Below are 22848 nucleotides of genomic sequence, written 5' to 3'. Positions count from 1 at the left end.
AGAAGGCGGCCGGGGTGCCCACCGTCGGGTTGATCATGGGTAGTGACTCGGACTGGCCGACGATGCGGGCCGCGGCCGAGGTGCTTGACGACTTCGGCGTGTCGTACGAGGTCCGGGTGATCTCGGCGCACCGAACCCCGGTCACGATGATCGAGTACGGCCAGGAGGCCGCCGATCGGGGTCTCAAGGTGATCATCGCGGGTGCGGGTGGTGCCGCCGCGCTGCCGGGCATGGTGGCCTCGGTGACGCCGCTGCCGGTGATCGGGGTGCCGGTGCCGCTCAAGCACCTCGACGGCATGGATTCGCTGCTCTCGATCGTGCAGATGCCGGCCGGGATCCCGGTGGCGACAGTGTCGATCGGCAACGCCCGCAACGCCGGCCTGCTCGCCGTACGCATCCTCGGAGCCAGCGACGAGCCCCTGCGCGCCCGAATGACGACCTACCAGCAGGACCTGGACAAGCTGATCAAGACCAAGGACGAAGCCCTCCAGGCCACCCTGTAACCCGCCCGCCCTCGCGCTCCCACCCCCAGCCCTCGGCGATCTTGCACCTTCAGTCGCCGATTAGAGCGGGTGTGCCCCTCATGCCCGGGCATGAGGGGCAAGATCGCGGGGGAGGGGGACGGGCGGATCCGGCACGCTCACCGTCCCCACTCACCTACACCGCGGGGACCCTCCGGTTTCATCTCATGCCGCGTAGCGCGGTCTGTAGGCGTTCCTGGGCTCGGCGGCGGCGCTCGTTGCTGGCGCCGAGGATGAGCAGCAGGATGCCCACGGGGATCAGCGCCAGCCACGGGCCGAGGCTGACAAGCGCATGGATCGCCGCGATCGCGGTGACCGACGCGCCGACGATGACCGGTGCCTGCTGACGGCTGGACGAGCCGAAGATCAGCACCGCGACCGCACCGAGCAGCAGCAGCATCTGCCGCAGCGTGCTGGATTCGGTGGCAAGCACGATGGCCAGTGTCGGCACGAACGCGGCGACCAGCGCCGGCCCGTACGCCACCCAGCTGCTCATGTCCGGCCGGTGGCGCAACTCCAGCACCCCGACCAGCAGGGCCAACAGGGCGAACGGAAGCGTGTACGCCTCGGGCAGCGCCACGTCGGCGACGCGCATCATGATCCACCAGGCGGTGATCTCGCAGAACACCACAGCCCAGAAGAGGATGCGGCGCTCCACCGGCCGGCGACCGGGGCGGGTCGCCGCCACGCCGAGGACAGCGCCCCACGCGGCAAGCAGGGCGGCGATGTGGCGGGGCGAGTCGAAGGCGAGGGCCAACGCGATGAGCGCCGCCGCGTACCCGCTCCACTCGACAGTGGACGCTTCGCGCTGCGCCTCGGGGCGGCGCAGCCGTGGCAGGGTCGCGGCGAGCACCTGGAGGACCGCGCCGACGGCGAGCACACCGAACGCGGACCACACAGCGGCAAGCCCGGCGACCAGGCCGGCGGTGAGCACGAACAGTTGCGCCATCAGCGACGCGAAGAGCCAGCCGAGGATGCGCGCCCGCTGTGTGACGCCGAACAACGCCGCCACCGCGCCCACACCGACGGCGCTGCCGAGGGTGAACAGGGTCAACTGCCGGTCCGCCAGGCTGCCGGCGAGCCCGGCGCTGCCGCCGGCCAGACCGATGGCGAACACCAGCACCCGGGCCAGCCGCAGCGATCGGGCCCGCTCGACGAGCGCCGGCGGCGGGGTCAGCGCGAGGCCGAGCATCGCGATGGTGAAGACGGAGAGCGCTCCGATGGTGCTCGCGGGCCAGCCCCGGCCGAGCGCGATGGGCGCGATCAGCAGCGTGACGGCCGCACCGGGCAGCACCACAGGCACGGCGCGGGACCGCCGTCCGCCGCTGAACCCGGTGGCGGCCAGCGCGGCGGTCGCGGTGAGCAGCAGCGCGGTCAGCACATGGGTCGGGTTGACCACGTCCGCCGGTGGGGTGAGCAGCTCCGGCGGTGGGCCCTGCCAGATCCGGCTCAGCGTGCGGTGCGGCTCGACGAGGGCGGTGACCAGGGCGGGCGTGATCGAGGCGAGAGCCAGCGCCGTGGGTAGGGCGGCAGCGGCGAGGGCACCGGCGGACGGGCTGATTCGCCAGCGCAGCCGGTCCGGGTCGTCCGGTAGCCGGCGTAGCGCGCCGTCGAGGAGCACCGCCCACCGCCGGACCGGCTGGGCCGAGCCGGTGGGCGGTGTGGTGGCCGCACGGACCAGTTCGGCGAGGACGCCCAGCAGGGCGGCGGCCGCCGCGTAGACCCCGGAGGGCAGGCCGGTGGGGATGGCGGCGAGGGCGCTGATGGTGGCACCGCCGACCACTGCCACGCTGACCCAGGGCAGGTACTGCGGCACGTGCCGGCGAACCGCGGCCACGGCCGCGAGACCGAGGCTGGAAGCCGCCAGCGCTGCGGTGAGCACCACCTGCGGCGAGTGCTGGAACTCGACGGCCAGCGCCGCCACCGCACCGGGCAGGGCCAGCAGCGCGGCGCCGGCGGCCGCCCCACCGATCTGGGCCAGGTGCGGCGGCATCCCCTCGGTCTCCAGGTCGGTCACCTGTGGGCCGGCCAGCACGCGGGCCACCGCGGCCACGACCACGCCGATGAGCGCGATGCTGCCCAGCGCCAGCGCTGTGGTCCAGGGGCGGACCAGGCCCGCGCCGGCGGCATGCAACGCCACCACCCCGGCGACGGTGGCCCGGGACAGCCCGGCGCGGGCCTCCTCGGTGGCCACCGAGGCCATCCCGAAGACGGTGGCCACCATCCCGCCGACCAGCACCGGCGACCACCAGGGCAGCTCGAACGCGGCCGGCGCGCCGATCGTGGCGAGCACCACGGCGGCACCGGACACGTCCCACCGCCACGGCGGCGGCAGCAGGATGCCGGCGGTGACGGCCAGCAGGAGCAGCGCGATCGGGGCCTGCCAGGTCGAGCCGCCGGTCGGTGCGGCCGGCCAGTTGCTCAGGTCGCCGTCCCAGATCGGGCCGGGCGTGGCCAGCACCCCCACCCCGCCGCGCAGGGCCATCCAACCGGCGAGCACACCGATGAGTACGCCGCCGACGGTGATGCCGAGGGTCGGCCCGCGCCGCCACTCCTCGGGCATGGCACGGGCGCCGACGGCGACCACCAGCACGAGGCTGGCGGCCACGGCGAGTTGCCCGCCGGGGGCGATGACTGCGCCGATGCGCACCATCGTGGCGATCAGCGCTGCGGTGACCGCCGCGGCGGCCAGGTCGGAGCCGTCCAGTGTGAGGTCGGAGCGGCGGCCGGCGTCGATCGAGGGCGCCAGGTAGAGCAACACCGCCGCGACAAGCAGGAGCGCGCCGACCCAGGCGTCGGCGACGGTCGCCCCGGGGGCGCCGAAGGCGGCAGCGGTGACCACAAGCGCGCCCAGCCCCGTGCCGACCGACAGGGGCGCCGGGATGCGCCGCTGGGAGACCTGCACCATGGCGGCGTACCCGAGGGTCACGCAGACCGCCAGGAAGCTCGCCGCCAGCACCGGCACTGTCACCTCGCGGAGGCTGGCCGGGGTGGGGGTCGGGTCGACTGTCGCTGTTGCGGCCACGAACGCCGCCACCGCGCCGGGCAGCGCGAAGGCGGCGCCGCCGGAGGCCCAGTCCGTGACCGTGTCGGCCGCGGCGGACGCGATCCGCACCCGGGGGGCAAGCGCGACCAGCGTGGCTGCCGCGAAGATGGTGAGCAGAACGGCGGCCGTGAGCCCCGGCCGGGACAGGCCGGCACCGACGCCGAACATGCCCACCACGGCGGCGGCGGCGGAGTGTGCCAGCGCGGCCCGGGTGGTCCGCGCCGAGAGGCCGGTCACCCCGATGCCGATCGCGGTGAGCACCATCGGCCAGGGCGCCGACACCCAGCCGAGACCGAACGAGGCCGGTACGGCGAGCGCGGTCAGCGCGGCTCCCGCGACGGCGAACTCGCGGCGGATGTCAGTTGGCAGGGCCAGCACGGCGGCGATGGTGAGCAGGAACGCGGCGGCGGCGAGCTGCCAGGTGTTGGGGCCGACAGCGGCGGCCAGTTCGGCGGCGTACCCGTCGAGGTCGGCGCCCCACGCGGGCAGCGCCGCCCGTACCGTGGCGACGCCGGCGCGCAGCGCGCCCCCGGCGACCACCAACCCGCTGACGGTGAGCGCCACAGCAGAGGCGATCTGCGGTCCGCGCCGGGCGGCCTCGGGGACCGCGCGCACCGCCAGACCGGTCGCCGTGATGACGGCGGCGATCAGCAGCAGCGACTGGCCGGGCAGGGCCACGGACGCGATCCGGCCGAAGGCGCCGATCACGGCAAGGGTGAGGATGCCGGCCCCGACGTCGGGCAGCGGTGGGCGGCGCAGCACCAGCGCGCCGGCCAACCCGACCGCCGCGGCCAGCAGCAGCACCAGCCCGGCGCCTGTCGCCGTCGGAACGGTCTGTGCCCGCAGCAGGGCGGTGACGGCGTACGCAAGGGCGACGGCGACCGCCACCGCGTGCAGCGACCAGGTCAGCTCGCGCACCCCGGGAACCGGACGGGCCGGCGGCTGGGTGGTCCCCACGCCGGCGTCGATCACCTCGCCGGCCTCCTCCGGGGCGCCCTCCGGCCGGCCTTCGGCGTCACGCTGCCGGGGCGGGGCAGGCGTGCTCGCCTCCGGCAGGTCCTGCCGGACGGGGCGTTCCACCATCAACCCGGAGCGGACCAGCCAGAGGTTGAGGAGGGCGACCACGGTCAGCACCAGCGCCCAGCCGCCCGGCCCGGTGATGCGGTCGTACGTGAGCAGCGGCAGCACCGGTTGTGCGGCGAGTACGGCGGCGAAGCGGGGTGCGCGCAGACCTGTCCACGTGGCGTAGCCGACCGACACGGCGACGGTGCCCGCGAAGATCAGGCCGGCGAAGATCGCACCGGAGGTGCCGCCGTCGCCGATCCTGTCGACTGCCCAGAGGGCGTACCCGGCGAGTGGCACGAGCAGCAGACCCACGGCGGCGATCGTCTCCGCCGTCGAGGTGAGCCCGCGCCGGGCCAGCACCGGCGGGGCGAGCAGCATCAGCACTGTGGCGATCAGCAGGACACCGAGGCGGGCGAGGGCGTCCATCGAGCTGGTCGCCACCGCGGCGAAGACCACGGCGGCCACGCCGAGCAGCAGCGCACCCAGACCGAGGGGGATGTTCTGTACCTCCCGGGAGGACGCCTCCGGGGGGTGCTCCGGGTCGTCGGCATCCAGCCAGGACGGCGGTGGCGGCGGTGGCGGGTCCTCCGGAGCGGTAGGCGTGCCCTGGCGGGGCACCCGGGGCGGGGCGCCGGTGGTGGCCGTCGGTGGGCGACGACCGGGACGGCGGCGCAGCACCCGCCGGGGGCGGGTCGCCTGCTTGAGTCGTTCCTCCCCGGCATGGGCGAGGATGTCCCGTTGGAAGAGCGCGGCCTGCATCTTGGCGGCGATCTGCCGCTGCTCACGGGCGATGGCGGCGTCGCGCGCCTTCATCTCCGCGATCGAGCGCTCGACGTTTGCCAGATGCTCGACCCACTGCGGCTGGTCAGACCCGCAGTGCGGACAGCGGACGGCCGGCTTGATCTCCCGGCCGCACGAGGAGCATTGAAAGGTCGCCACGACACCCCTCCACCCGCACTGTGGACTCCCACTGTCGCAGCATGCCCAATGCCGGCGTGGATTTCGACTCTTGTCGGCGGGTCCGGGGCAAACAACATCACCGGCCGGCCGCTACTGGTGCTTCGCGGCCGGCCGGTGGGTTCACGGAACGTCAGGGGCGGCCCATGCCCCGGTACTCCCAGCCGGCCTGCGTCCACAGTGCCGAGTCGAGGCAGTTGCGCCCGTCGACGACCTTGCGGCCGGCGACCAGCTCGCCCAGGGCGACCGGGTCGGCGTTGCGGAAGTCGGCCCACTCGGTGAGGACGCAGACCAGGTCGGCGCCGGTGACCGCCTCGTTGATGCCGGTCTCGTAGGTCAGCTCGGGAACGGCGCGGCGGGCGTTCTCGGTGCCCTGCGGGTCGTACACGTGCACGTCGGCGCCGGCCTTGTGCAGCAGTGCGGCTACGGCGAGCGCCGGGGCGTCGCGGACGTCGTCGGTGTTGGGCTTGAAGGTGGCACCCAGCACGGCGATCCGGGTGCCGGAGAAGTCCGGGCCGGCCGGGCCGGAGCGCCGGCCGAGCAGGTCCGCCGCGAGCTGGAGCACCCGGGCCCGGCGGCGCAGGTTGATCAGGTCGACCTCGTGCAGGAAGCGCAGGGCCTCACCGGCACCCAGCTCCTGCGCGCGGGCCTGGAAGGCGCGGATGTCCTTGGGCAGGCAGGCGCCGCCGAAGCCGAGGCCCGACTGGAGGAACCGGTTGCCGATGCGGGGGTCGTACCCGATCGCCCGGGCCAGCTGGGTGACGTCACCGCCCGATGCCTCGCAGACCTCGGCCATCGCGTTGATGAAGGAGATCTTGGTGGCGAGGAAGGCGTTCGCCGCGACCTTCACCAGCTCGGCGGTCGCGAAATCGGTGACCACCAGGGGCACCTCGCGGTCCTCGGTGGCGGCCAGGTCGAAGACGCCCTTGTGCGCGGCGTAGAGCATGCCGTTGGCCCACTCGCTCTTGACGCCGACCACGATCCGGTTGGGGCGGAGTACGTCGTCGACGGCGAAGCCCTCCTGGAGGAACTCGGGGCTCCACGCCACCTCGACACCAAGGTTGTCGGGGGTGTGCTTGCCGACGAGCTGCTCCACCCACTCGGCGGTGCCCACCGGCACGGTGGACTTGCCGACGATGAGCGCCTTGCGGGTCAGGTGTTGCGCCAGGCTGGTCACCGACGCCTCGACGTACGACAGGTCGGCGCCCATCCCGTCGGCCCGCTGCGGGGTGCCGACGCAGATGAAGTGCACGTCGCCGAACTCGGCGGTCTCGGCGATGTCGGTGCTGAACCGGAGCCGGCCGGCGGCCAGGTTGCGCTTGAGCAGCTCGTCCAGGCCAGGCTCGTGGATGGGCACCTGGCCGGCGTTCAGCATCGCGATCTTGTCGGCGTCGACGTCGAACCCGAGCACCTCGTACCCGAGTTCCGCGTAGCAGATGGCGTACGTCGCGCCGAGGTAGCCGGTCCCCAGGAAGGTCACCCGCGGCCGAGGTGCGCCCGACGGCGGGGTCACCGCGGCGATAGCGGGGCTCGGCTGGATGGTGGGGTAGGGGATCGTCACGCCTGTCTTCTCCGCTCGCACTGGCGGCGCTCGTCGCGTCGCATTCTGCTGCGGCGCCTGGCGGGCACCGGAGGTATGACTCTGTTTGTGTCCATCATTGCCCAGCGGCGTGGGTGCGCCGTCATGCCCCGTACCTACGCGCCGGTAACATCGCCTGAACTGCAGTCGCTATCCTTCAGTCTGCGCGGTTGGCGGTCAGGGAAGGCCACAGACTGCGCATGATAGCGGTGAAGGGGAGGGCCGACATGGCCGCAGTGGAGTCGTTCGACGTATACCGGTTGCCCGATGAGCACGAGGCGATCCGGGAGGCCGTACGTGAGGTCTGTGCTGCCAAGGTGGCTCCGCACGCCGCGGAGGCGGACGAGACCGGGGAGTTCCCGAAGGCGTCCTACGACGCGCTGCGGGCCGCCGACTTCCACGCGCCGCACATCCCGGAGGAGTACGGCGGGGCGGGCGCGGATGCCCTGGCCACAGCGATCGTGATCGAAGAGGTGGCCCGCGCCTGCGCGTCCTCCTCGCTCATCCCGGCGGTCAACAAGCTCGGCACGATGCCGCTGCTGCTGTCCGGTTCCGAGGACCTCAAGCGTCGCTACCTGACCCCTGTCGCGTCCGGCGACGCGATGTTCTCGTACTGCCTCTCCGAGCCGGAGGCGGGCAGCGACGCGGCATCGATGACGACCCGCGCGGTGCGTGACGGGGATCACTGGGTGCTCAACGGCGTCAAGCGCTGGATCACCAACGCGGGCGTGTCCGAGTTCTACACAGTCTTCGCCGTCACCGACCCGGCCGCCCGCTCCCGGGGCATCTCGGCCTTCGTGGTCGAGAAGTCCGACCCCGGGGTGACCTTCGGCGCGCCGGAGAAGAAGCTCGGCATCAAGGGCTCGCCCACACGCGAGGTCTACCTGGACAACGTGCGGATCCCCGCCGACCGGATGATCGGCGCCGAGGGCACCGGCTTCGCCACCGCCATGAAGACCCTGGACCACACCCGGGTCACCATCGCCGCGCAGGCCGTCGGGATCGCGCAGGGCGCGCTCGACTACGCCAAGGGGTACGTCGCCGAGCGCCGGCAGTTCGGCAAGGCGATCGCCGAGTTCCAGGGCATTCAGTTCATGCTCGCCGACATGGGCATGAAGCTGGAGGCGGCCCGGCAGTTGACGTACGCCGCGGCGGGCCGGTCCGAGCGGGGCGACGCCGACCTGACCTACTTCGGCGCGGCGGCCAAGTGCTTCGCCTCGGACGCCGCCATGGAGATCACCACCGACGCCGTGCAGTTGCTCGGCGGCTACGGCTACACCCGCGACTACCCGGTCGAGCGGATGATGCGGGACGCCAAGATCACCCAGATCTACGAGGGCACCAACCAGGTCCAGCGCATCGTCATGGCACGTCAGCTGCTGGCCGACACGGTCTGAGCGCCACCTGACCGCATCCGGCCCGTCCCACCGCTGCCCAGCGGCGGGACGGGCCGGTTTCGTGCGTGAGTCCGCACACAGTCGCCGTCTCAGCCCGGCTGGAGACGTTGTCGGATAGGCAGACTCACAGAGCCGCTCAGCCGCCACCACCGTCTGCCTCGTCCACTCGCAGCCCACGGTCGGGCATGCCCCACGACGTACAACACCCGCAGAAAGATCGAGATCATGAAGCAGTTGGTGGAGAAAACCGCCGAGCCCGAGGTGTTGCCGGGTGACCTGATGACCAACCGCCAGCGCGCGCAACTCGTCCTGGTGCTCGGCGCGTTGATCGCGATCGGCCCGCTGACCATCGACATGTACCTGCCGGCGCTGCCCGCCATCACGTCCGGCCTGGAGACCACCGAGACCGCCGTCCAGTTGACGCTGACCGGCACCCTGGTCGGCCTCGCGCTGGGCCAGTTGCTGATCGGGCCGCTCTCCGACGTGGTCGGCCGGCGCAAGCCCCTGCTGGCCGGGTTGGCCGTGCACATCGTGGCCTCCGTGCTGTGCGTCTTCGCACCCGACATCGCCGTGCTCGGCGTGCTGCGCGTCCTCCAGGGGCTCGGCGTCGCCGCCGCCACCGTGGTCGCCACGGCCGTCGTACGCGACCTGTTCAGCGGCTCCGCCTTCGCCCGGATCTTCTCCCGGCTGATGCTCGTGATGGGGCTGGCGCCGATCCTCGCGCCGACGCTTGGCAGCGCCCTGCTGGCCTGGACCGACTGGCGGGGCGTCTTCGCGGCGTTGGCGGTGCTGGGCGGGCTGCTGATCATCGTCGCCGCACTGAAGCTGCCGGAGACCCTGCCCGTCGCCCGTCGCCGCCGTGGCGGGGTGCGAGCGACCCTGCGCGACTACCGGGGGCTGCTCAACGACCGGGCCTTCGTCGGACTGGTACTGGTCGCAGGGCTGGCGATGGCAGCCCTGTTCGCGTACGTCTCCGGGTCGTCGTTCGTGTTGCAGCAGCAGTACGGCCTCGACGAGCAGGAGTTCGGGCTGGCCTTCGGTGCTGGCGCGGTCGGCCTGATCGCGGCCACCCAGTTCAACGTACGGCTGCTGCGCCGGTTCACGCCGCAGCAGATCCTCATCAGCGCCCTGATCTCCGGAACGGTGTTCGGCGTGCTGCTGATCGTGATCGCCGCGACAGGCTTCGGTGGTCTGGGCGCCCTGCTCGCGATGCTGTGGCTGGTGCTGGCCGCCACTGGACTGGCCATGCCGAACGCGCCCGCGCTGGCGATGACCAGGCACAGCGAGGCCGCAGGCACGGCCGCGGCGCTGCTCGGTGCCGTGCAGTTCGGCATCGGCGCGTTCTCGGCACCCCTGGCGGGGCTGTTCGGCACCGGGAGCGTACCGATGGCGGTCGTCATCGCGGGCGGTATGGCTGCGGCCCTTGCGGTCATGCTCCTGGTCGTGCCCCGCGCCGCCCTCCGCGACACCGTCGACCCGGAACTGGCGATCGGCCTGCACTGACCGGTGCCCGGTGGGTTGGTGGGCGGGCCGGGTGACCGGCCCGCCCGACGGTCATCGGATCTCGGTGGTGTCCTCGGGGCGCGGTTGGCCGCGCGGCGGGGCGGACCACGGCGACTCGCCGCCCACCCGGCGGGGCAGCGGCTCGGTCGGTGTCGGATCGGCCGGGTAACCAAGGGTCAACGGGGCGGTGTCGCGCTCCGAGGGCTCAGGCGTCGGCCAGTCGGTCATTGTGAAGTCGTCGCTGCGCGGGCCGTCCGCCGGTGCCGTCGCCGGTGCCGGCGTGGTCGCCGCCTGCGGCCAGGGCCGCCAGCGCTGCCCGCTGAACGTCGCCATCAGCAACAGCAGGCCGATCAGGAAGAGCGTGCCGTTCTCCACCGGCAGCAGCAGCGGCAGCGGGTCACCGAAGACCTTCCACCCCTGCGGGACCGCGTCCCGCACCTCGAACGGCGCCACGAACATCCCGACGTACGGGGTGGCCAGCAGTAGCCCGGCCACCAGTGGGCCGGCCGGTGAGAAGCGCAGTGTGCCGAGCAGGCCCAGCAGGACACCGCCGACACCGAGGTACACGGCCGGCTCGATCAGGTTGGCTGTGTTGAAGGTGCCGATCTCCACCCAGCGGTCGACCGTCCGGCTCGACCCGTCCTGCCCGAGTGTGACAAGCACCCAGGTGATGGGCGCCACCACCAACCCGGCGAGGAAGCTCCAGAGATGTCGCATCCGCGCACCGTACCGTTTCCGACATGACCGAGCATCCCTCCGACGCTCCGACGGGCAAGCCGACCTCGTACTCGCGAGTCACCCTCAGCAAGATCATGACCGCCGTCGACGTGAACCTCCACGGCACCGTCCACGGCGGTGTCCTGATGAAGTTCGTCGACGACGTGGCCGGGGCAGCCGCCGCCCGGCACAGCGGCGGAACGGCGGTCACCGCGGCCATCGACGAGATCGTGTTCTCTGAGCCCGTCCGGGTCGGCGACCTTGTGCACGCGCACGCCCAGGTGAACTGGAGCGGACTGACCTCGATGGAGGTCGGCGTACGGGTGGTCGCCGAGCGCTGGGACTCCGCCGAGGACGCCCCGGTCCGGGTCGCCACCGCGTACCTGGTCTTCGTCGGGGTGGACGTCGGTGGCGCGCCGCGAACGGTCCGCCCGGTGCTGCCGGAGACACCGGAGGACGAGCGCCGGTACCGGGAGGCCGAGATCCGTCGCGCGCACCGCCTCGCCCGGCGCCGAGCCATCCAAGCCCATCGCGGAACCGACGGCTGAGTGGGCACTCCCACATGCTCCGCAGTGCCGGTATGTGGTGTGGGCCCGCGTCGATGGCCGGACCCGGTCCGCAGAATGGCGTTTCCGGGTAGGGCATGATGTCGCCACGGCACATTCGCGGTGTCGTGCGTGGTCAGGGGAGGTAGGGCAGTGAACGACATGCTCTGGACGCCACCGGCGGACGTACTCGATCGGTCCCGAATCGGCGGTTACCTACGCTGGCTGCGGGAGCACCGCGGGTTGGACTTCGCCGACTACGACGCGCTGTGGCAGTGGTCGGTCACCGACCTGGACGGGTTCTGGCGCTCGATCTGGGACCACTTCGAGGTCGTGGCGCACACCCCACCGACCGCCACCCTCGCCGAGCGGGCAATGCCCGGCGCCCGTTGGTTCCCCGGTGCCACGCTCAACTACGCCGAGAACGTGCTGCGGATGCCCGGGCGCGCCGACGACGACCCAGTTGTCATCGCGCACGGCCAGACCCGCGCGCCGGTCACCCTTACCGCCGCCGAGCTGCGCGAACAGGTTCGCCGGGTGTCCGCCGGGCTGCGCCGGCTCGGCGTCACCGCCGGTGACCGCGTGGCGGCGTACGCCCCGAACATCGGCGAGACGTACGTCCTGCTGCTCGCCACCGCCAGCCTCGGCGCGATCTTCTCCTCCTGTGCGCCCGAGTTCGGCACCCGCAGCGTCACCGACCGCTGGCAGCAGACCGAGCCGTCCGTGCTTGTCGCCGTGGACGGCTACCGGTACGGCGACAAGGCGGTGGACCGGCGCGCCGAGGTCGCCGCCATCCGTGCCGCCCTGCCGTCGGTGCGGCACACAGTCAGCATCGCCTACCTGGACCCGGCCGGCGCCCCGCCGGAGGGCGCGCTGAGCTGGGACGAGTTGGCCGCGCCGACCGACGAGCCGTTGACGTTCACGCCGGTGCCCTTCGACCACCCGCTGTACGTGCTCTACTCCTCAGGCACCACCGGGCTGCCAAAGCCGATCGTGCACGGCCACGGCGGCATCCTGCTGGAACACCTGAAGATGCTCGCCCTGCACCACGACCTCGGCCCGGCCGACCGGTTCTTCTGGTTCACCACCACCGGCTGGATGATGTGGAACTTCCTGGCCTCCGGCCCGGCCGTCGGCGCGACGATCGTGCTCTTCGACGGCAACCCGGGCCACCCCGACCTGGGCGGGCTGTGGCGGCTCGCTGCCGAGACCGGAACCACCTACTTCGGCACCTCGGCGCCGTTCCTGCTGGCCTGCCGCAAGGCCCAGCTGGTGCCCCGTGACATCGCCGACCTGTCCGCGCTGCGCGGCGTCGGCTCCACAGGTGCGCCGCTGCCCGCCGAGGGCTTCGAATGGGTGTACGAGACGGTCGGCGACCAGGTCCAGCTCCAGTCGCTGTCCGGCGGCACCGACGTGTGCACCGGCTTCGTCGGCGGGGTCCCGCTCCTACCGGTGTACGCCGGTGAGATCGCCTGCCGCGCGCTCGGCGCCAAGGTGGAGGCCCGCTCCGCAGACGGCACCCCGGTGATCGGCTCGCTGGGCGAGCTGGTGATCACCGAGCCCATGCCCAGCATGCCCGTGGGCTTCTGGAACGACCCGGACGGCAGCCGCTACGCCGAGGCGTACTTCGACGTCTACCCGGGCGTGTGGCGGCACGGCGACTGGATCACCATCAACTCCCGCGGCGGCTGCGTCATCACCGGCCGCTCCGACGCCACCCTCAACCGTGGCGGGGTACGCCTGGGCACCGCGGAGTTCTACACGGTGGTCGAAGGGCTCGCCGAGGTCGTCGACTCCGTCGTCGTACACCTGGAAGACGACGAGGGCGGTGCCGGTGAGCTGCTGCTCTTCGTGGTGCTGGCTGACGGCCTGGAACTGGACGACGCGCTGCGCAAGAAGATCTGCCGCGAACTGCGTACCGCTCTTTCGCCCCGGCACGTCCCCGACGAGATCCACCAGGTACGCGCGGTACCTCGCACCCTCTCGGCCAAGAAGCTGGAGGTTCCGGTCAAGAAGATTCTCACCGGAATCCCTGTCGACCGCGCTGCGGCCAAGGGCGCGTTGGCGAACCCCGAGTCCCTGAACGCGTTCGCAACCTTCGCCCAGTCCCGCACCTCAGCCTAAGGTCCCGCGCCCGCCCTTAGCCGGCGTCCGCGTTCCGGCTGGCGCCCCGCCCTGGCTGGCGCCCCGCCCTGGCTGGCGTGGGTGCCTGGCGGGCGCCCTGACCTGGGTGGCGTCTGTCCCTCTCTGGGTCCCGCCCTGGCTGGCGTCTGTCCCTCTGGTGTCCCCCGGGGCTGGCGTCTGTGCCGTGGCGCTGACGTTCGGTCCGGATTCGCCAGGGCTGGACGTTCCAACCCGGCGGGCGCCCCCGGCTGGCGTCTATGCCCGGACGGCGCTCCGACCCGGACGGCGCTCCGACCCGGACGGCACTCCTGCCCGGCTGGCGACCGTCCCCAGCTGGCGCCCGCGCCCGCTGCGCCCCGCCCGCTGCGCCCCGCCCGCTGGTGTCGATCATGGAGTTGTGGTGCCGTGCGAAAGGCGCGTATCACCATCTTCCGCCCACCACAACTCCATGATCGATCCCAAGCCGAGCCCGAAGCCCGGCGATCTTGCACTTGCTGCCGCGACTTAACGGGCATCCCGTGCATCTCGGCGACCGAAACTGCAAGATCGTCGGGGTCGGGGTCGGGGTCGGGGTCGGGGCCGGGGCCGGCTGGGCCGAGCCAGGCTAGGTCGGGGCGGCCGGGCTGGGCTAGATGGGCGCGGCTGGGGTCGGCTGGGCGGGGCTGAGGTGTGCCGAGCCGGGTGTGCCGGGCCGGGGTGTGCCGAGCCGGGTGTGCCGGGCCGGGGTGTGCCGAGCCGGGCTGAGCCGGGCCGGGCCGAGGTGTGCCGAGCTGAGCCGGGCCGGGATGTGCCGAGCCGAGCTGGGCTGGTGCGGGCGAGCCGAGCCGAACTGGGCCGGGCTGAGCAGGGCTGGGGCGTGGGCTGGGGTGCGCCGAGCTGAGGCGGGGCGGGCTGAGGTGGGACGCGCACGGACGCGCTGGGCCGGGCTCGGGTTGTTACGGGAGGGTTTGGGTGACCTTTTCGGTGGACTGGCGGGCCGAAAGGCGCGTCTCGTCCAGGTTGGCGCACAGGACCACCGTCGCCGCCCGGGTGAGCGGGGCCAGCAGCCAGTCGACCGGGTCGGTGTAACGGTCGGCGTCGATCAGGACCCGCGCGCCGGGCTCGATGCCCAGTTCAGTGGCGCGGGCCTCCGCGCGGCTCAGCAGGTGCGCGTCGCCGGGACCGGGGCCGGGCTGTGGGCCGAAGTGGTCGCCGTGCGCGCGTACCTCGACGACGTAGTCGGCGAACCCGGGCGGCAGTTGTCGCAGTGGCGCGGCGAGCGGGGACAGCCCGAGGGCGTACCGCTCGTCGGCCGGCCAGGACTGCGCCTCGTCGATCCGGTCGGCGGCGGCGAACAGGACGTCCACCGCTCCCGGCGTGTCGGCGACGGTCAGCTTGGCCGACCAGCAGCCCAGCAGCACTGCGGCGGTCTGCCAGTGCGGCGGCAGCAGTACGCCGACCGGAGTGCCCGGCGCGAGGCCGACCTCGTCGACGAGAAGGTTGGCGGTCTTGGCCACCCAGTTCGCCAGGGTGGCGCCGGAAAGTTCGGTGCGGTCGCCGCTGGAATCGTCGTACCAGGTCAGCAGCGGTCGGGTCGGGTCGGTCGCGATCGCGTCGGCGAAAACCCGGGCAATATTGTCGGCCATCGGCGCGAACGATACGCCTCTGCGGGCCGTACTCGAAGACGATGACAAGTCGGCGTACCGTCGGGTCGCAGTCAGCGTCCGCCCTCCACTCCGGCGTAGGCTTGAGCCCCGGAGTGTTGTTCCCCACAGACGCACCAGTACAAGGAGTCGCCCCGTGACCGCCGGTCGCCCGCCCCGCGTGCTCATCGACGCCACGAGTGTCCCCGCCGACCGTGGTGGTGTCGGTCGATACGTCGACGGTCTGCTCGGTGCCCTCGGAAAGGTGTGCGGGTCGGGGGTGGAACTGGCCGTCGTGAGTCTCCGCACCGACTTGGAGCGTTACACCCGGATGCTGCCCGGCGCGGAGATCATTCCCGCTCCGGCTGCCGTGGCGCACCGCCCGGCGCGGCTCGCCTGGGAGCAGACCGGCCTGCCGCTGCTCGCCCAGCAGGTTGGCGCGCACGTGCTGCACTCGCCGTTTTACACCTGCCCGTTGCGGGCGGGGTGCCCGGTCACGGTCACCGTGCACGATGCGACGTTCTTCACCGAGCCGGAGCATTACGACAAGTCCCGCCGGACGTTCTTCCGCAGCGCCATCAAGACCTCCCTGCGCCGCGCCGACCGGGTGATCGTGCCCAGCAAGGCCACCCGGGACGAGCTGATCCGGCTGCTCGACGCCGACCCGACCCGCATCGACGTGGCCTATCACGGGGTCGACCACTCCGCCTTCCACGCGCCGAGCGAGGAGGAGAAGGCCCGTGTGCGTGCCCGGCTGGGTTTGGGCAACAGCAGCTACGTCGCCTTCCTCGGCGCCAAGGAGCCGCGCAAGAACGTACCCAATCTGATCCGTGGTTGGGCCCGGGCGGTGGCCGACCGGGAGGACCCGCCGGCCCTGGTGATCGCCGGCGGGCAGGGACACGACGACGACATCGACCGGGCGGTGGCCGAGGTCCCGTCGCACCTGCGGCTGCTGCGTCCCGGCTACCTGCGGTACGCCGACCTGCCCGGCTTCCTCGGTGGCGCGCTGATCGCCGCCTACCCGTCGTACGGTGAGGGTTTCGGGTTGCCGATCCTGGAGGCGATGGCGTGCGCCGCCCCGGTGCTGACCACGCCCCGCCTCTCGTTGCCCGAGGTGGGTGGCGACGCGGTCGCGTACACCTCTGAGGATCCGGAGCAGATCGGCACGGACCTGGCCGCGCTGCTGGACGACGAGCAGCGGCGGCTGTCGCTGGCAAAGGCCGGGTTCGACAGGGCCAAGGAGTTCACCTGGGAGTCCAGCGCCGAGGTGCACATCGCCGCCTGGAGTCGCGCCCGTTCGTGAGCATCCCGGTCCCCGAGGTGACCCGTGCCACTTCGCCCAGGTTCGTCGGGCATGATGTGCGGATGCTTTATGCGGTCATTCCGGCAGGTGGCAGCGGCACGAGGTTGTGGCCGTTGTCCCGCGCTGGCCACCCCAAGTTCCTCCATCCGCTGACCGGCACCAGCGCGTCGCTGCTCCAGGCCACCGTGGAGCGGCTCGCGCCGTTGACCACACCGGACCGGACCCTCGTGGTCACCGGTGCCGCGCACGTCGCGGCGGTGGCCCGACAGCTGACCGGGCTGCCCGAGGAGAACATCCTGGTCGAGCCGTCACCTCGGGACTCCTGCGCCGCGATCGCGCTGGCCGCGGCGGTGATCGCACATCGGGACCCGGCCGCGGTGATGGGCAGCTTCGCCGCCGACCACCTGATCGCCGACCCGGAGAGCTGGGTGCGGACGGTCCAGGAGGCGGTCCGCGGTGCCGAGCAGGGCCTGCTGATGACGGTCGGGATCACCCCGACGCGGCCGGAGACCGGCTACGGCTACCTGGAGACCGGCGACGCGACCGAGGGCGTGCCGTGGCGGACGGTGGCGGAGTTCAAGGAGAAGCCGGCCGCCGAGGTCGCCGAGGCGTACGTCCGTTCGGGCCGGCACCTGTGGAACGCGAGCATGTTCGTCTGGCGGGTGGACGTGTTCCTCGCCGAACTGGCCCGCCAGCAGCCCGCCCTGCACGCCGGCGTCACAGCGATCGCGGCCTCCTGGGGCACCCCCGAGCAGGACGACGTCCTCGGCACTGTGTGGCCGACGCTGCCGAAGATCTCCGTCGACTACGCGGTGATGGAGGGCGCGGCCACGGCGGGCCGGGTGGCCACCGTGCCTGGTGACTTCGGCTGGAACGACGTCGGCGACTTCCACACCCTGGGCGAGGTACTGCCGGCCGATGACGCGGGCAACGTGGTGCTCGGCAGCGACGCCAAGCCGGGTGTGCTGCTGCGGGACAGCAGCAACCTTGTGGTCGTGCCGCAGTCCGGGCGGCTGGTGGCCGTCCTCGGGCTACATGACCTGATCGTTGTCGACACCCCCGACGCCGTGCTGGTCTGCCCGCGCGACCGGGCCCAGGGCGTCAAGGCCCTGGTGGACGAGCTCAAGGAGCGGGGCGAAGAGGGCTACGTCTGAGGGCGGCAAGGGCCGGCGCGACCATTTGCACGGTCCCGCCGGCCAGCGGCTCGGGCAGCCGGTCCGGCGCGAACCAGCCGAGTTCCTCGGCTTCGTCGCTCACCTGCTCGACCGCCCCGGGCGGGGCGAGCACCGCGAACCGTACGTCGTGATGCAGGGAGCCGCCCTGGCAGCGCACCGGGTGGATGTCCACGTCGATCGGGACGGGGTCGATGCGTAGCCCGGCGATCCCGGATTCCTCGGTGGCCTCGCGGAGCGCGGCGCCGGCCAGGGTCCGGTCGGTGGGCTCGCAGTGCCCGCCGAGCTGCACCCACCACCCGAGTTTGGTGTGCAGGCACAGCAGCACCCGCGACCCGGTGGCGTCCAGCACCAGTGCGCTCGCGGTGACGTGGCCGGGCAGGTGCTGGCGGCTCATCGCGGCCGGTCCGCCGGCGAGCAGCGCGAGCGTCCGGTCCCGGGCGCCGGCCGCGTCCGGGCGGGTCGGCTGCCAGCCTTCGAGCAGCGCTGTGGCGTCGGCGTGCAGCGCCGCGTACGCATCGGGGTCGACCGGTTGGGCAAGGGGTCCGGCGGTGGTGGTGTCGGGCACCCCGACACTGTACGAGCACGGGCGCCGCCACGTCGTCGACGGAGAGCGTCGTCGCCTGGGCTGGCAGGGTGATGGGCCGACGGATGACCGGACGGCACCTCTGCGGAGCAAGGGCCGCAGACCCTCGTGGTGCCGCCCGATCATCGGGCTGCCCGGCTCAATGCGCCGGCAGACGTGCCGGTGCGTGCTCGGGCATCTGGAAGCATGCCTAACTGGCCCCGGAGGCGTCGAGGTCTTTCAGTTCAGACTTAAAAACGGAGATAACTACCGGCCAGGTAGAGTCGAGCGGTCACCCGGCATCCCTCTGCTGGCGACACGGGAGTTCCCATGCTGAAGATCCACTTCTCTGGCGAGGACATCCTCCGGACCCGGGTGGCGCCGACAGCGGACCCGGTCTGGGAGTTGGTTCTCAGCCTGCACGTGTTGCGGGGCCGCAACCGTGATCCGCTGACCTCGACCTGGCGGCGTGCCGTCGCCCGCGACCTGCGCCAGGATTCCGCATCAGATCAACTACGGCTGCTGTTCGCGCTGAACCCGCCGCGCGGTTACTTCCCGGACTTCCTCACCCCGTACGCCAGCCGCGACGGCTTCGAGGCCGGGCTGGACGCCGTCCGCAGCACCCCGGCGCAGCTGTTGCAGCGGGACCTGAACCTGCTGGCCGCCGAGACTCCGCTGCCCTCCTCGGCCGCCGCCCTGGCCCGGGGCGACGCCGGGGCGCTGCGGCACCTGGCCGATTCGATGGAGCAGTACCGGTCGCTGGCCATCAGCCCGTACTGGGGCCGGATCCAGGCCGCGGTGACGGCGGACCGCACCCGTCGGACACGAGCCCTGCTCGACGGCGGCGTGGAAGGGCTGCTGAGCAGCCTTCGACCGGCCATGCGCTGGGAGGACGGGGTGCTGGAGGTGCGCGACTACCCGCACAGCCGGGAGCTGCACCTCGGCGGCCGGGGCCTGCTGCTGGTGCCGTCGTTCTTCTGCGCGAGCACGCCTGTCGCACTGCTCGATCCGGAGCTGCCGCCGGTCCTTGTCTATCCGGTGGACCGGCTGGGCGCGCTGACCTCGATCAACGGCACCGCGCCAGGGGTCGCCAGCGAGTCGCTTGCGGCGCTGCTCGGCCGGACCAGAGCCGCTGTGTTGCAGGCCAGCGGAGACGGCTGCACCACCGGCGAGGTGGCCCGCCGGCTCGACATCTCAGCGGCGGCTGCCAGCCAGCACGCCACTGTGCTGCGCAACGCCGGCCTGCTTGTCAGTCACCGCGACCGCAACACAGTGCTGCACACGCTGACCCCACTCGGCCGCGCCGTCCTCGACGCCTGACCCCCGCCGGACCCGTGAGGCCACGCGGCCGGCCGAACCGTGACGGCCGCGGCGGACGGCCGGACAGGCCCCGACGACGCGAGAACGGCCCGATCTCACAGGGCGAGGGTGGCGCTCGCCGTGCTGCCGGCGGGCGGGGGCAGCAGGGTCGACCCGATGCCCTCGGCGGCCAGGGCGACGCGCAGCCGGTGCAGGTCTGCGCCGAAGCGGACCAGGTCGACCGGCTCGAGCGGGGTCGGTGCCGTGCCGAGCACAAGGGCGGTGGCGTCGTCCGGCCAGTCGGGGACCGTGGCGATCAGACCGGCGCGCGACTCCGTCTCGTCGACAAGCGTGAAGGCCGTACCGGGGGCGATCACCCCGGCGACCGCCTCGATCGCCCGTCGCACCGCGGCGGGCTCGGGCGGCGTCGGGCTCAGCGAGTCGACAAGGGCGGCGGCGTCGGCCAGCCCGGCGGCGCGGGCCTCGGCGGTGCCGAGCGAGAAGAGATCCTGCGCCGCGTCGCGGACCAGCGCCGTCGCCCCACCGGAGTCGGCGTCGTCGGCGGCGGACAGGTAGCCCCGCACCACCGCCACGGGCACCTGGTCGCACTTGCCCTTGATGAGTTCGCCGGCGCCGGCCAACTCGTCCACCACTGCCATCTGCGTCAGTTGCAGCTCGTTGCCGTACGGGTCGATCTCGCCCCGGTGATCACGGATGGCCGGCATCCCGGCCACCCCGAGCGCGACATCGGTCAGTCCATTGCGCCACGGCCGGCCCATGGTGTCGCTGATGATCACTGCGACGTCCAGGTCGTACCGCTGCTGCAACGCCGCCCGCAGCTCGCGGGCCGACCCGTCCGGGTCCACCGGCAGCAGCACCAGTTGGGTCTTGTCGACGTTGGACGCGTCGATGCCAGCGGACGCCATCACGAAGCCGTGGTGGGTCTGCACGATGCGGGTCGGCCCCCGGCTGGCCACCACCCGGGCGGTCTCACCGGCCAGCACGTCGTCCCGCGCGGCGAGCCGCTCGGGTCCGTCCGCCGGAACGTCGACAAGCCGCCCCTCCGCCTTGGAGACGATCTTGCTGGTGACCACCAGCACGTCGCCGTCGCGCAGCCAGGGCGCGGCGGTGGCGATCAGCGCCGCCAGGTCGTCGCCCTCGGTCACGTGGCCGATGCCCAGCACCGGCAGGATTTCCAGCCTCATGTCAACTCCACCGCGGCGCGGACCATCGCCGCCGTCGCCGCCTCGTCGGTCATCAGCAGCGGCAGGGCGCGGACGGTCGCCTCCGGCACCAGCGCGCCAGCGTCCTCCTCGGCCACCAGCCAGCCGTCCAGCAGCCCGCCGGCCGGCCGGCCCCCGTAGAGCCGGCCCACCCCGGCCGCACTGCACTCGACGCCAAGAACCTCGAGACAACGATCGGCCATGCCGCGCACCGGAGCCCCACCGATGATCGGCGAAACACCCACCACCGGCGCCGGGCCGTCGACCAGCGCCTCACGCATCCCCGGTACGGCCAGCACGGGCGCGACGCTCACCACCGGGTTGCTCGGCGCGATCAGCACCAGGTCGGCCGACCCGATCGCCTCCAGCACACCGGGCGCCGGCTTCGCCGTCTCCGCGCCGACGAAGACGAAGCGGTGGGTGAGGATGTCGGCCCGGTACCGCACCCACCACTCCTGGAAGTGGATCGCCCGTTGGCCGTCGCCGTCACCGACGACGGCGTGGGTCTCCAGCCGGTCGTCGGTGGCCGGCAGCAGGCGTACGCCCGGCTGCCAGCGGGTCGCCAGCGCTTCGGTGACCGCGCTCAGCGGGTAGCCGCCGTTGAGCATTGTGGTGCGGACCAGGTGGGTGGCGATGTCCTTGTCGCCGAGGCCGAACCAGGTCGGTTCCGCCCCGTACGCCGCCAACTCCTCCTTGACCGTCCAGCTCTCGCCGACCCGGCCCCAGCCCCGCTCGGGGTCCGCCCCGCCGCCGAGGGTGTACATGACGCTGTCCAGGTCGGGACAGACCTTCAACCCGTGCAGCCACAGATCGTCGCCGACGTTCACCACGGCGGTCACGTCGGCGCCGACCTCGCGGGCGTACGCCCGGACGCCGAGCAGGAACCGAGCGCCGCCGATGCCGCCGGCCAGAACCACGATGCGCATGCCGACCATCCTCGCGTACGCGACGCCTCCACTCCGCCGATGCCCGGGGAGACTAGGCTCACGTGCGCCCTGTCCGATTACGCCCCGAGGGGGAGTTCGTGACCAGCCCTGCCGAGCCCGCGTCCACCGACGCGGCCCAGGCCCGCCAGCAGACCAAGCCACTACGCGAGCTGGGTGCGCTCGCGTTGCTCGGCGCCAACGCCGTGTTCCTCTTCGTGGGTCTGATCCGGCTCTTCACCCCGAACGACTATGTCGACATCACCGACCGTGCGGGCGGTGCCTTCTTCACGTTCATCGGTGTGGAGGCCGTGGTCCTGCCGCTGCTGGCGGTGCTGCTGGCCACCCACATCTCGCCGATCGTGCCGAAGGCGAAGCTGATCACGCAGGTGGCCCTGATCGAGTACGCACTCAGCGTGCTGTTCGGCACCCTCACCCTGCTGATCTGGACGGTGGGTCGGCTCGCCGAAACGGAGATCCTCGACGCGCTGCTCGGCGTGTTGAGCCGGTTCGCCTGGCTGGTCATCTTCGGTGTCGCCGCCTGGGTGGTCTTCACCGTCTGGCGCAAGCTCTTCTACGTGCCCAAGCCGAAGTCCCAGCCGGGCGTCTACGGCCAGCCGCAGCAGGGCTGGCCGCAGCAGCAGGGCGGCTGGCCGGCCCAGGGTCAGCAGGGCGGTCAGCCCCAGGGTGGTTGGCCGGCTCCGGGCCAGCCTGGTGGTCAGCAGCAGGATGGCTGGCCGGCCCAGGGTCAGCAGCAGGGCGGTCAGCAGCAGGGCGGTTGGCCGGGGCAGCCTGGCGGTCAGCAGCAGGAGGGTTGGCCGCAGGGCGGTCAGCCGGGTCAGCAGGGCGGCCAGCCGCAGGCGCAGTTCCCGGGCCAGTACGGCCAGTCCGCGCCGTCCTTCCAGTCGGCCCCGCAGTCGGCGCCGCCGGCCCCCCAGTCGGCTCCGCCGTTCCCGCAGTCCGGGCCGCCGTTCCCGACCGCACCGCAGTCCGCGCCGCCGGTGAACGCCGCCCCGCAGTCCGCGCCGCCGGCCCCGCAGTCGGCGCCTCCCGCGCCGCCGTTCGGGCAGCCGCCGTCGGCCGACCCGACCCAGGCGATCCCGCGCCAGTCCGCCGACCCGACCCAGGCGATCCCGCGCGAGTCCGCCGACCCGACCGAGGCGATCTCGCGCCCTGCAGACGGGGACACCGACCGCACCCAGCACCTCAACCCGGGCGACCACCCCACCCAACCCCGCTGAGCCACGCCCACCGCCGGTCCCACCCGGTCGATCATGAAGTTGTCGC

16 protein-coding genes are annotated in these 22848 nt (G+C 72.6%); 9 read left to right on the top strand and 7 right to left on the bottom strand.

Annotated elements, in window-relative coordinates:
- Nucleotides 1-14 precede the first annotated feature (14 nt).
- Nucleotides 15-503, top strand: a complete 489-nt coding sequence (gene purE / locus F4558_RS22105; RefSeq protein WP_167947599.1) for a 5-(carboxyamino)imidazole ribonucleotide mutase — start codon at nt 15-17, stop codon at nt 501-503.
- A gap of 178 nt (nt 504-681) precedes the next feature.
- Here the strand turns inward: purE and F4558_RS22100 are convergent, their stop codons facing one another.
- Together F4558_RS22100 and F4558_RS22095 are read right to left on the bottom strand one after the other, a co-directional pair.
- On the bottom strand, nt 682-5571 hold the full coding sequence (locus F4558_RS22100; protein WP_167945875.1) for an SCO7613 C-terminal domain-containing membrane protein: 4890 nt from the start codon (nt 5569-5571) through the stop codon (nt 682-684).
- 151 nt (nt 5572-5722) lie between these two features.
- A complete protein-coding gene (locus tag F4558_RS22095) occupies nt 5723-7150 on the bottom strand; it encodes a UDP-glucose dehydrogenase family protein (RefSeq protein ID WP_053655269.1) in 1428 nt (475 codons plus the stop codon).
- 245 nt (nt 7151-7395) lie between these two features.
- On the opposite strand from F4558_RS22095, the gene F4558_RS22090 reads away from it, so the two are divergent.
- On the top strand, nt 7396-8565 hold the full coding sequence (locus F4558_RS22090) for an acyl-CoA dehydrogenase family protein (RefSeq protein WP_167945873.1): 1170 nt from the start codon (nt 7396-7398) through the stop codon (nt 8563-8565).
- A gap of 225 nt (nt 8566-8790) precedes the next feature.
- Complete coding sequence (locus F4558_RS22085) at nt 8791-10068, top strand: multidrug effflux MFS transporter (protein WP_369814790.1); 1278 nt, start codon at nt 8791-8793, stop codon at nt 10066-10068.
- Nucleotides 10069-10119: 51 nt separating this feature from the next.
- Here F4558_RS22085 and F4558_RS22080 read toward each other — a convergent pair whose 3' ends face one another.
- Nucleotides 10120-10785: a hypothetical protein gene (locus F4558_RS22080; protein WP_167945871.1), complete on the bottom strand. Its 666-nt coding sequence runs from the start codon at nt 10783-10785 to the stop codon at nt 10120-10122.
- Between the two features lie 23 nt (nt 10786-10808).
- Between F4558_RS22080 and F4558_RS22075 the strand changes: the two genes are divergently transcribed.
- Both F4558_RS22075 and F4558_RS22070 read left to right on the top strand, forming a co-directional pair.
- Complete coding sequence (locus F4558_RS22075) at nt 10809-11333, top strand: acyl-CoA thioesterase (protein ID WP_053655263.1); 525 nt, start codon at nt 10809-10811, stop codon at nt 11331-11333.
- A gap of 150 nt (nt 11334-11483) precedes the next feature.
- The gene (locus F4558_RS22070; protein ID WP_167945869.1) at nt 11484-13454 is read left to right on the top strand and encodes an acetoacetate--CoA ligase; all 1971 of its coding nucleotides are present in this window, start codon (nt 11484-11486) and stop codon (nt 13452-13454) included.
- Nucleotides 13455-14389: 935 nt separating this feature from the next.
- Here the strand turns inward: F4558_RS22070 and F4558_RS22065 are convergent.
- Nucleotides 14390-15079, bottom strand: a complete 690-nt coding sequence (locus tag F4558_RS22065) for a TIGR03089 family protein (RefSeq protein WP_053658583.1) — start codon at nt 15077-15079, stop codon at nt 14390-14392.
- 154 nt (nt 15080-15233) lie between these two features.
- On the opposite strand from F4558_RS22065, the gene F4558_RS22060 reads away from it, so the two are divergent.
- Nucleotides 15234-16379, top strand: a complete 1146-nt coding sequence (locus F4558_RS22060; protein ID WP_167945867.1) for a glycosyltransferase family 4 protein — start codon at nt 15234-15236, stop codon at nt 16377-16379.
- 62 nt (nt 16380-16441) lie between these two features.
- Nucleotides 16442-17533, top strand: a complete 1092-nt coding sequence (locus tag F4558_RS22055; RefSeq protein ID WP_053658587.1) for a mannose-1-phosphate guanylyltransferase — start codon at nt 16442-16444, stop codon at nt 17531-17533.
- Here the strand turns inward: F4558_RS22055 and F4558_RS22050 are convergent.
- Nucleotides 17502-18119: an NUDIX hydrolase gene (locus tag F4558_RS22050; protein WP_167945865.1), complete on the bottom strand. Its 618-nt coding sequence runs from the start codon at nt 18117-18119 to the stop codon at nt 17502-17504. The two genes, F4558_RS22055 and F4558_RS22050, sit on opposite strands and share 32 nt — an antisense overlap.
- A gap of 327 nt (nt 18120-18446) precedes the next feature.
- Here F4558_RS22050 and F4558_RS22045 point away from each other — a divergent pair, with 327 nt between their 5' ends.
- Nucleotides 18447-19436 carry an ArsR/SmtB family transcription factor gene (locus tag F4558_RS22045; RefSeq protein WP_053658589.1) on the top strand — a complete coding sequence of 330 codons (990 nt, stop codon included), beginning with the start codon at nt 18447-18449 and terminating at the stop codon, nt 19434-19436.
- A 95-nt stretch (nt 19437-19531) separates the two neighbouring features.
- Here F4558_RS22045 and F4558_RS22040 read toward each other — a convergent pair whose 3' ends face one another.
- Together F4558_RS22040 and cofD are read right to left on the bottom strand one after the other, a co-directional pair.
- Nucleotides 19532-20620, bottom strand: a complete 1089-nt coding sequence (locus F4558_RS22040; RefSeq protein ID WP_167945863.1) for a coenzyme F420-0:L-glutamate ligase — start codon at nt 20618-20620, stop codon at nt 19532-19534.
- Nucleotides 20617-21564, bottom strand: a complete 948-nt coding sequence (cofD, locus tag F4558_RS22035; protein WP_167945861.1) for a 2-phospho-L-lactate transferase — start codon at nt 21562-21564, stop codon at nt 20617-20619. The genes F4558_RS22040 and cofD overlap by 4 nt, the downstream gene beginning before the upstream one ends.
- 98 nt (nt 21565-21662) lie before the next feature.
- Here cofD and F4558_RS22030 point away from each other — a divergent pair, with 98 nt between their 5' ends.
- Complete coding sequence (locus F4558_RS22030; RefSeq protein ID WP_167945859.1) at nt 21663-22802, top strand: hypothetical protein; 1140 nt, start codon at nt 21663-21665, stop codon at nt 22800-22802.
- Nucleotides 22803-22848: the final 46 nt, after the last annotated feature.

The organism is Micromonospora profundi, assembly GCF_011927785.1.
Lineage (GTDB): Bacteria > Actinomycetota > Actinomycetes > Mycobacteriales > Micromonosporaceae > Micromonospora > Micromonospora profundi.
Note: the sequence above shows the minus strand (reverse complement) of the source record. Positions and strands in the feature narration are given on the sequence as shown.

Coding starts and splice junctions, on each gene's coding strand:
- F4558_RS22075 (WP_053655263.1), top strand. CDS start 10,809: ATGACCGAGCATCCCTCCGACGCTCCGACGGGCAAGCCGACCTCGTAC.
- F4558_RS22040 (WP_167945863.1), bottom strand. CDS start 20,620: ATGAGGCTGGAAATCCTGCCGGTGCTGGGCATCGGCCACGTGACCGAG.
- F4558_RS22085 (WP_369814790.1), top strand. CDS start 8,791: ATGAAGCAGTTGGTGGAGAAAACCGCCGAGCCCGAGGTGTTGCCGGGT.
- F4558_RS22080 (WP_167945871.1), bottom strand. CDS start 10,785: ATGCGACATCTCTGGAGCTTCCTCGCCGGGTTGGTGGTGGCGCCCATC.
- F4558_RS22090 (WP_167945873.1), top strand. CDS start 7,396: ATGGCCGCAGTGGAGTCGTTCGACGTATACCGGTTGCCCGATGAGCAC.
- F4558_RS22045 (WP_053658589.1), top strand. CDS start 18,447: ATGCTGAAGATCCACTTCTCTGGCGAGGACATCCTCCGGACCCGGGTG.
- F4558_RS22055 (WP_053658587.1), top strand. CDS start 16,442: ATGCTTTATGCGGTCATTCCGGCAGGTGGCAGCGGCACGAGGTTGTGG.
- F4558_RS22065 (WP_053658583.1), bottom strand. CDS start 15,079: ATGGCCGACAATATTGCCCGGGTTTTCGCCGACGCGATCGCGACCGAC.
- cofD (WP_167945861.1), bottom strand. CDS start 21,564: ATGCGCATCGTGGTTCTGGCCGGCGGCATCGGCGGCGCTCGGTTCCTG.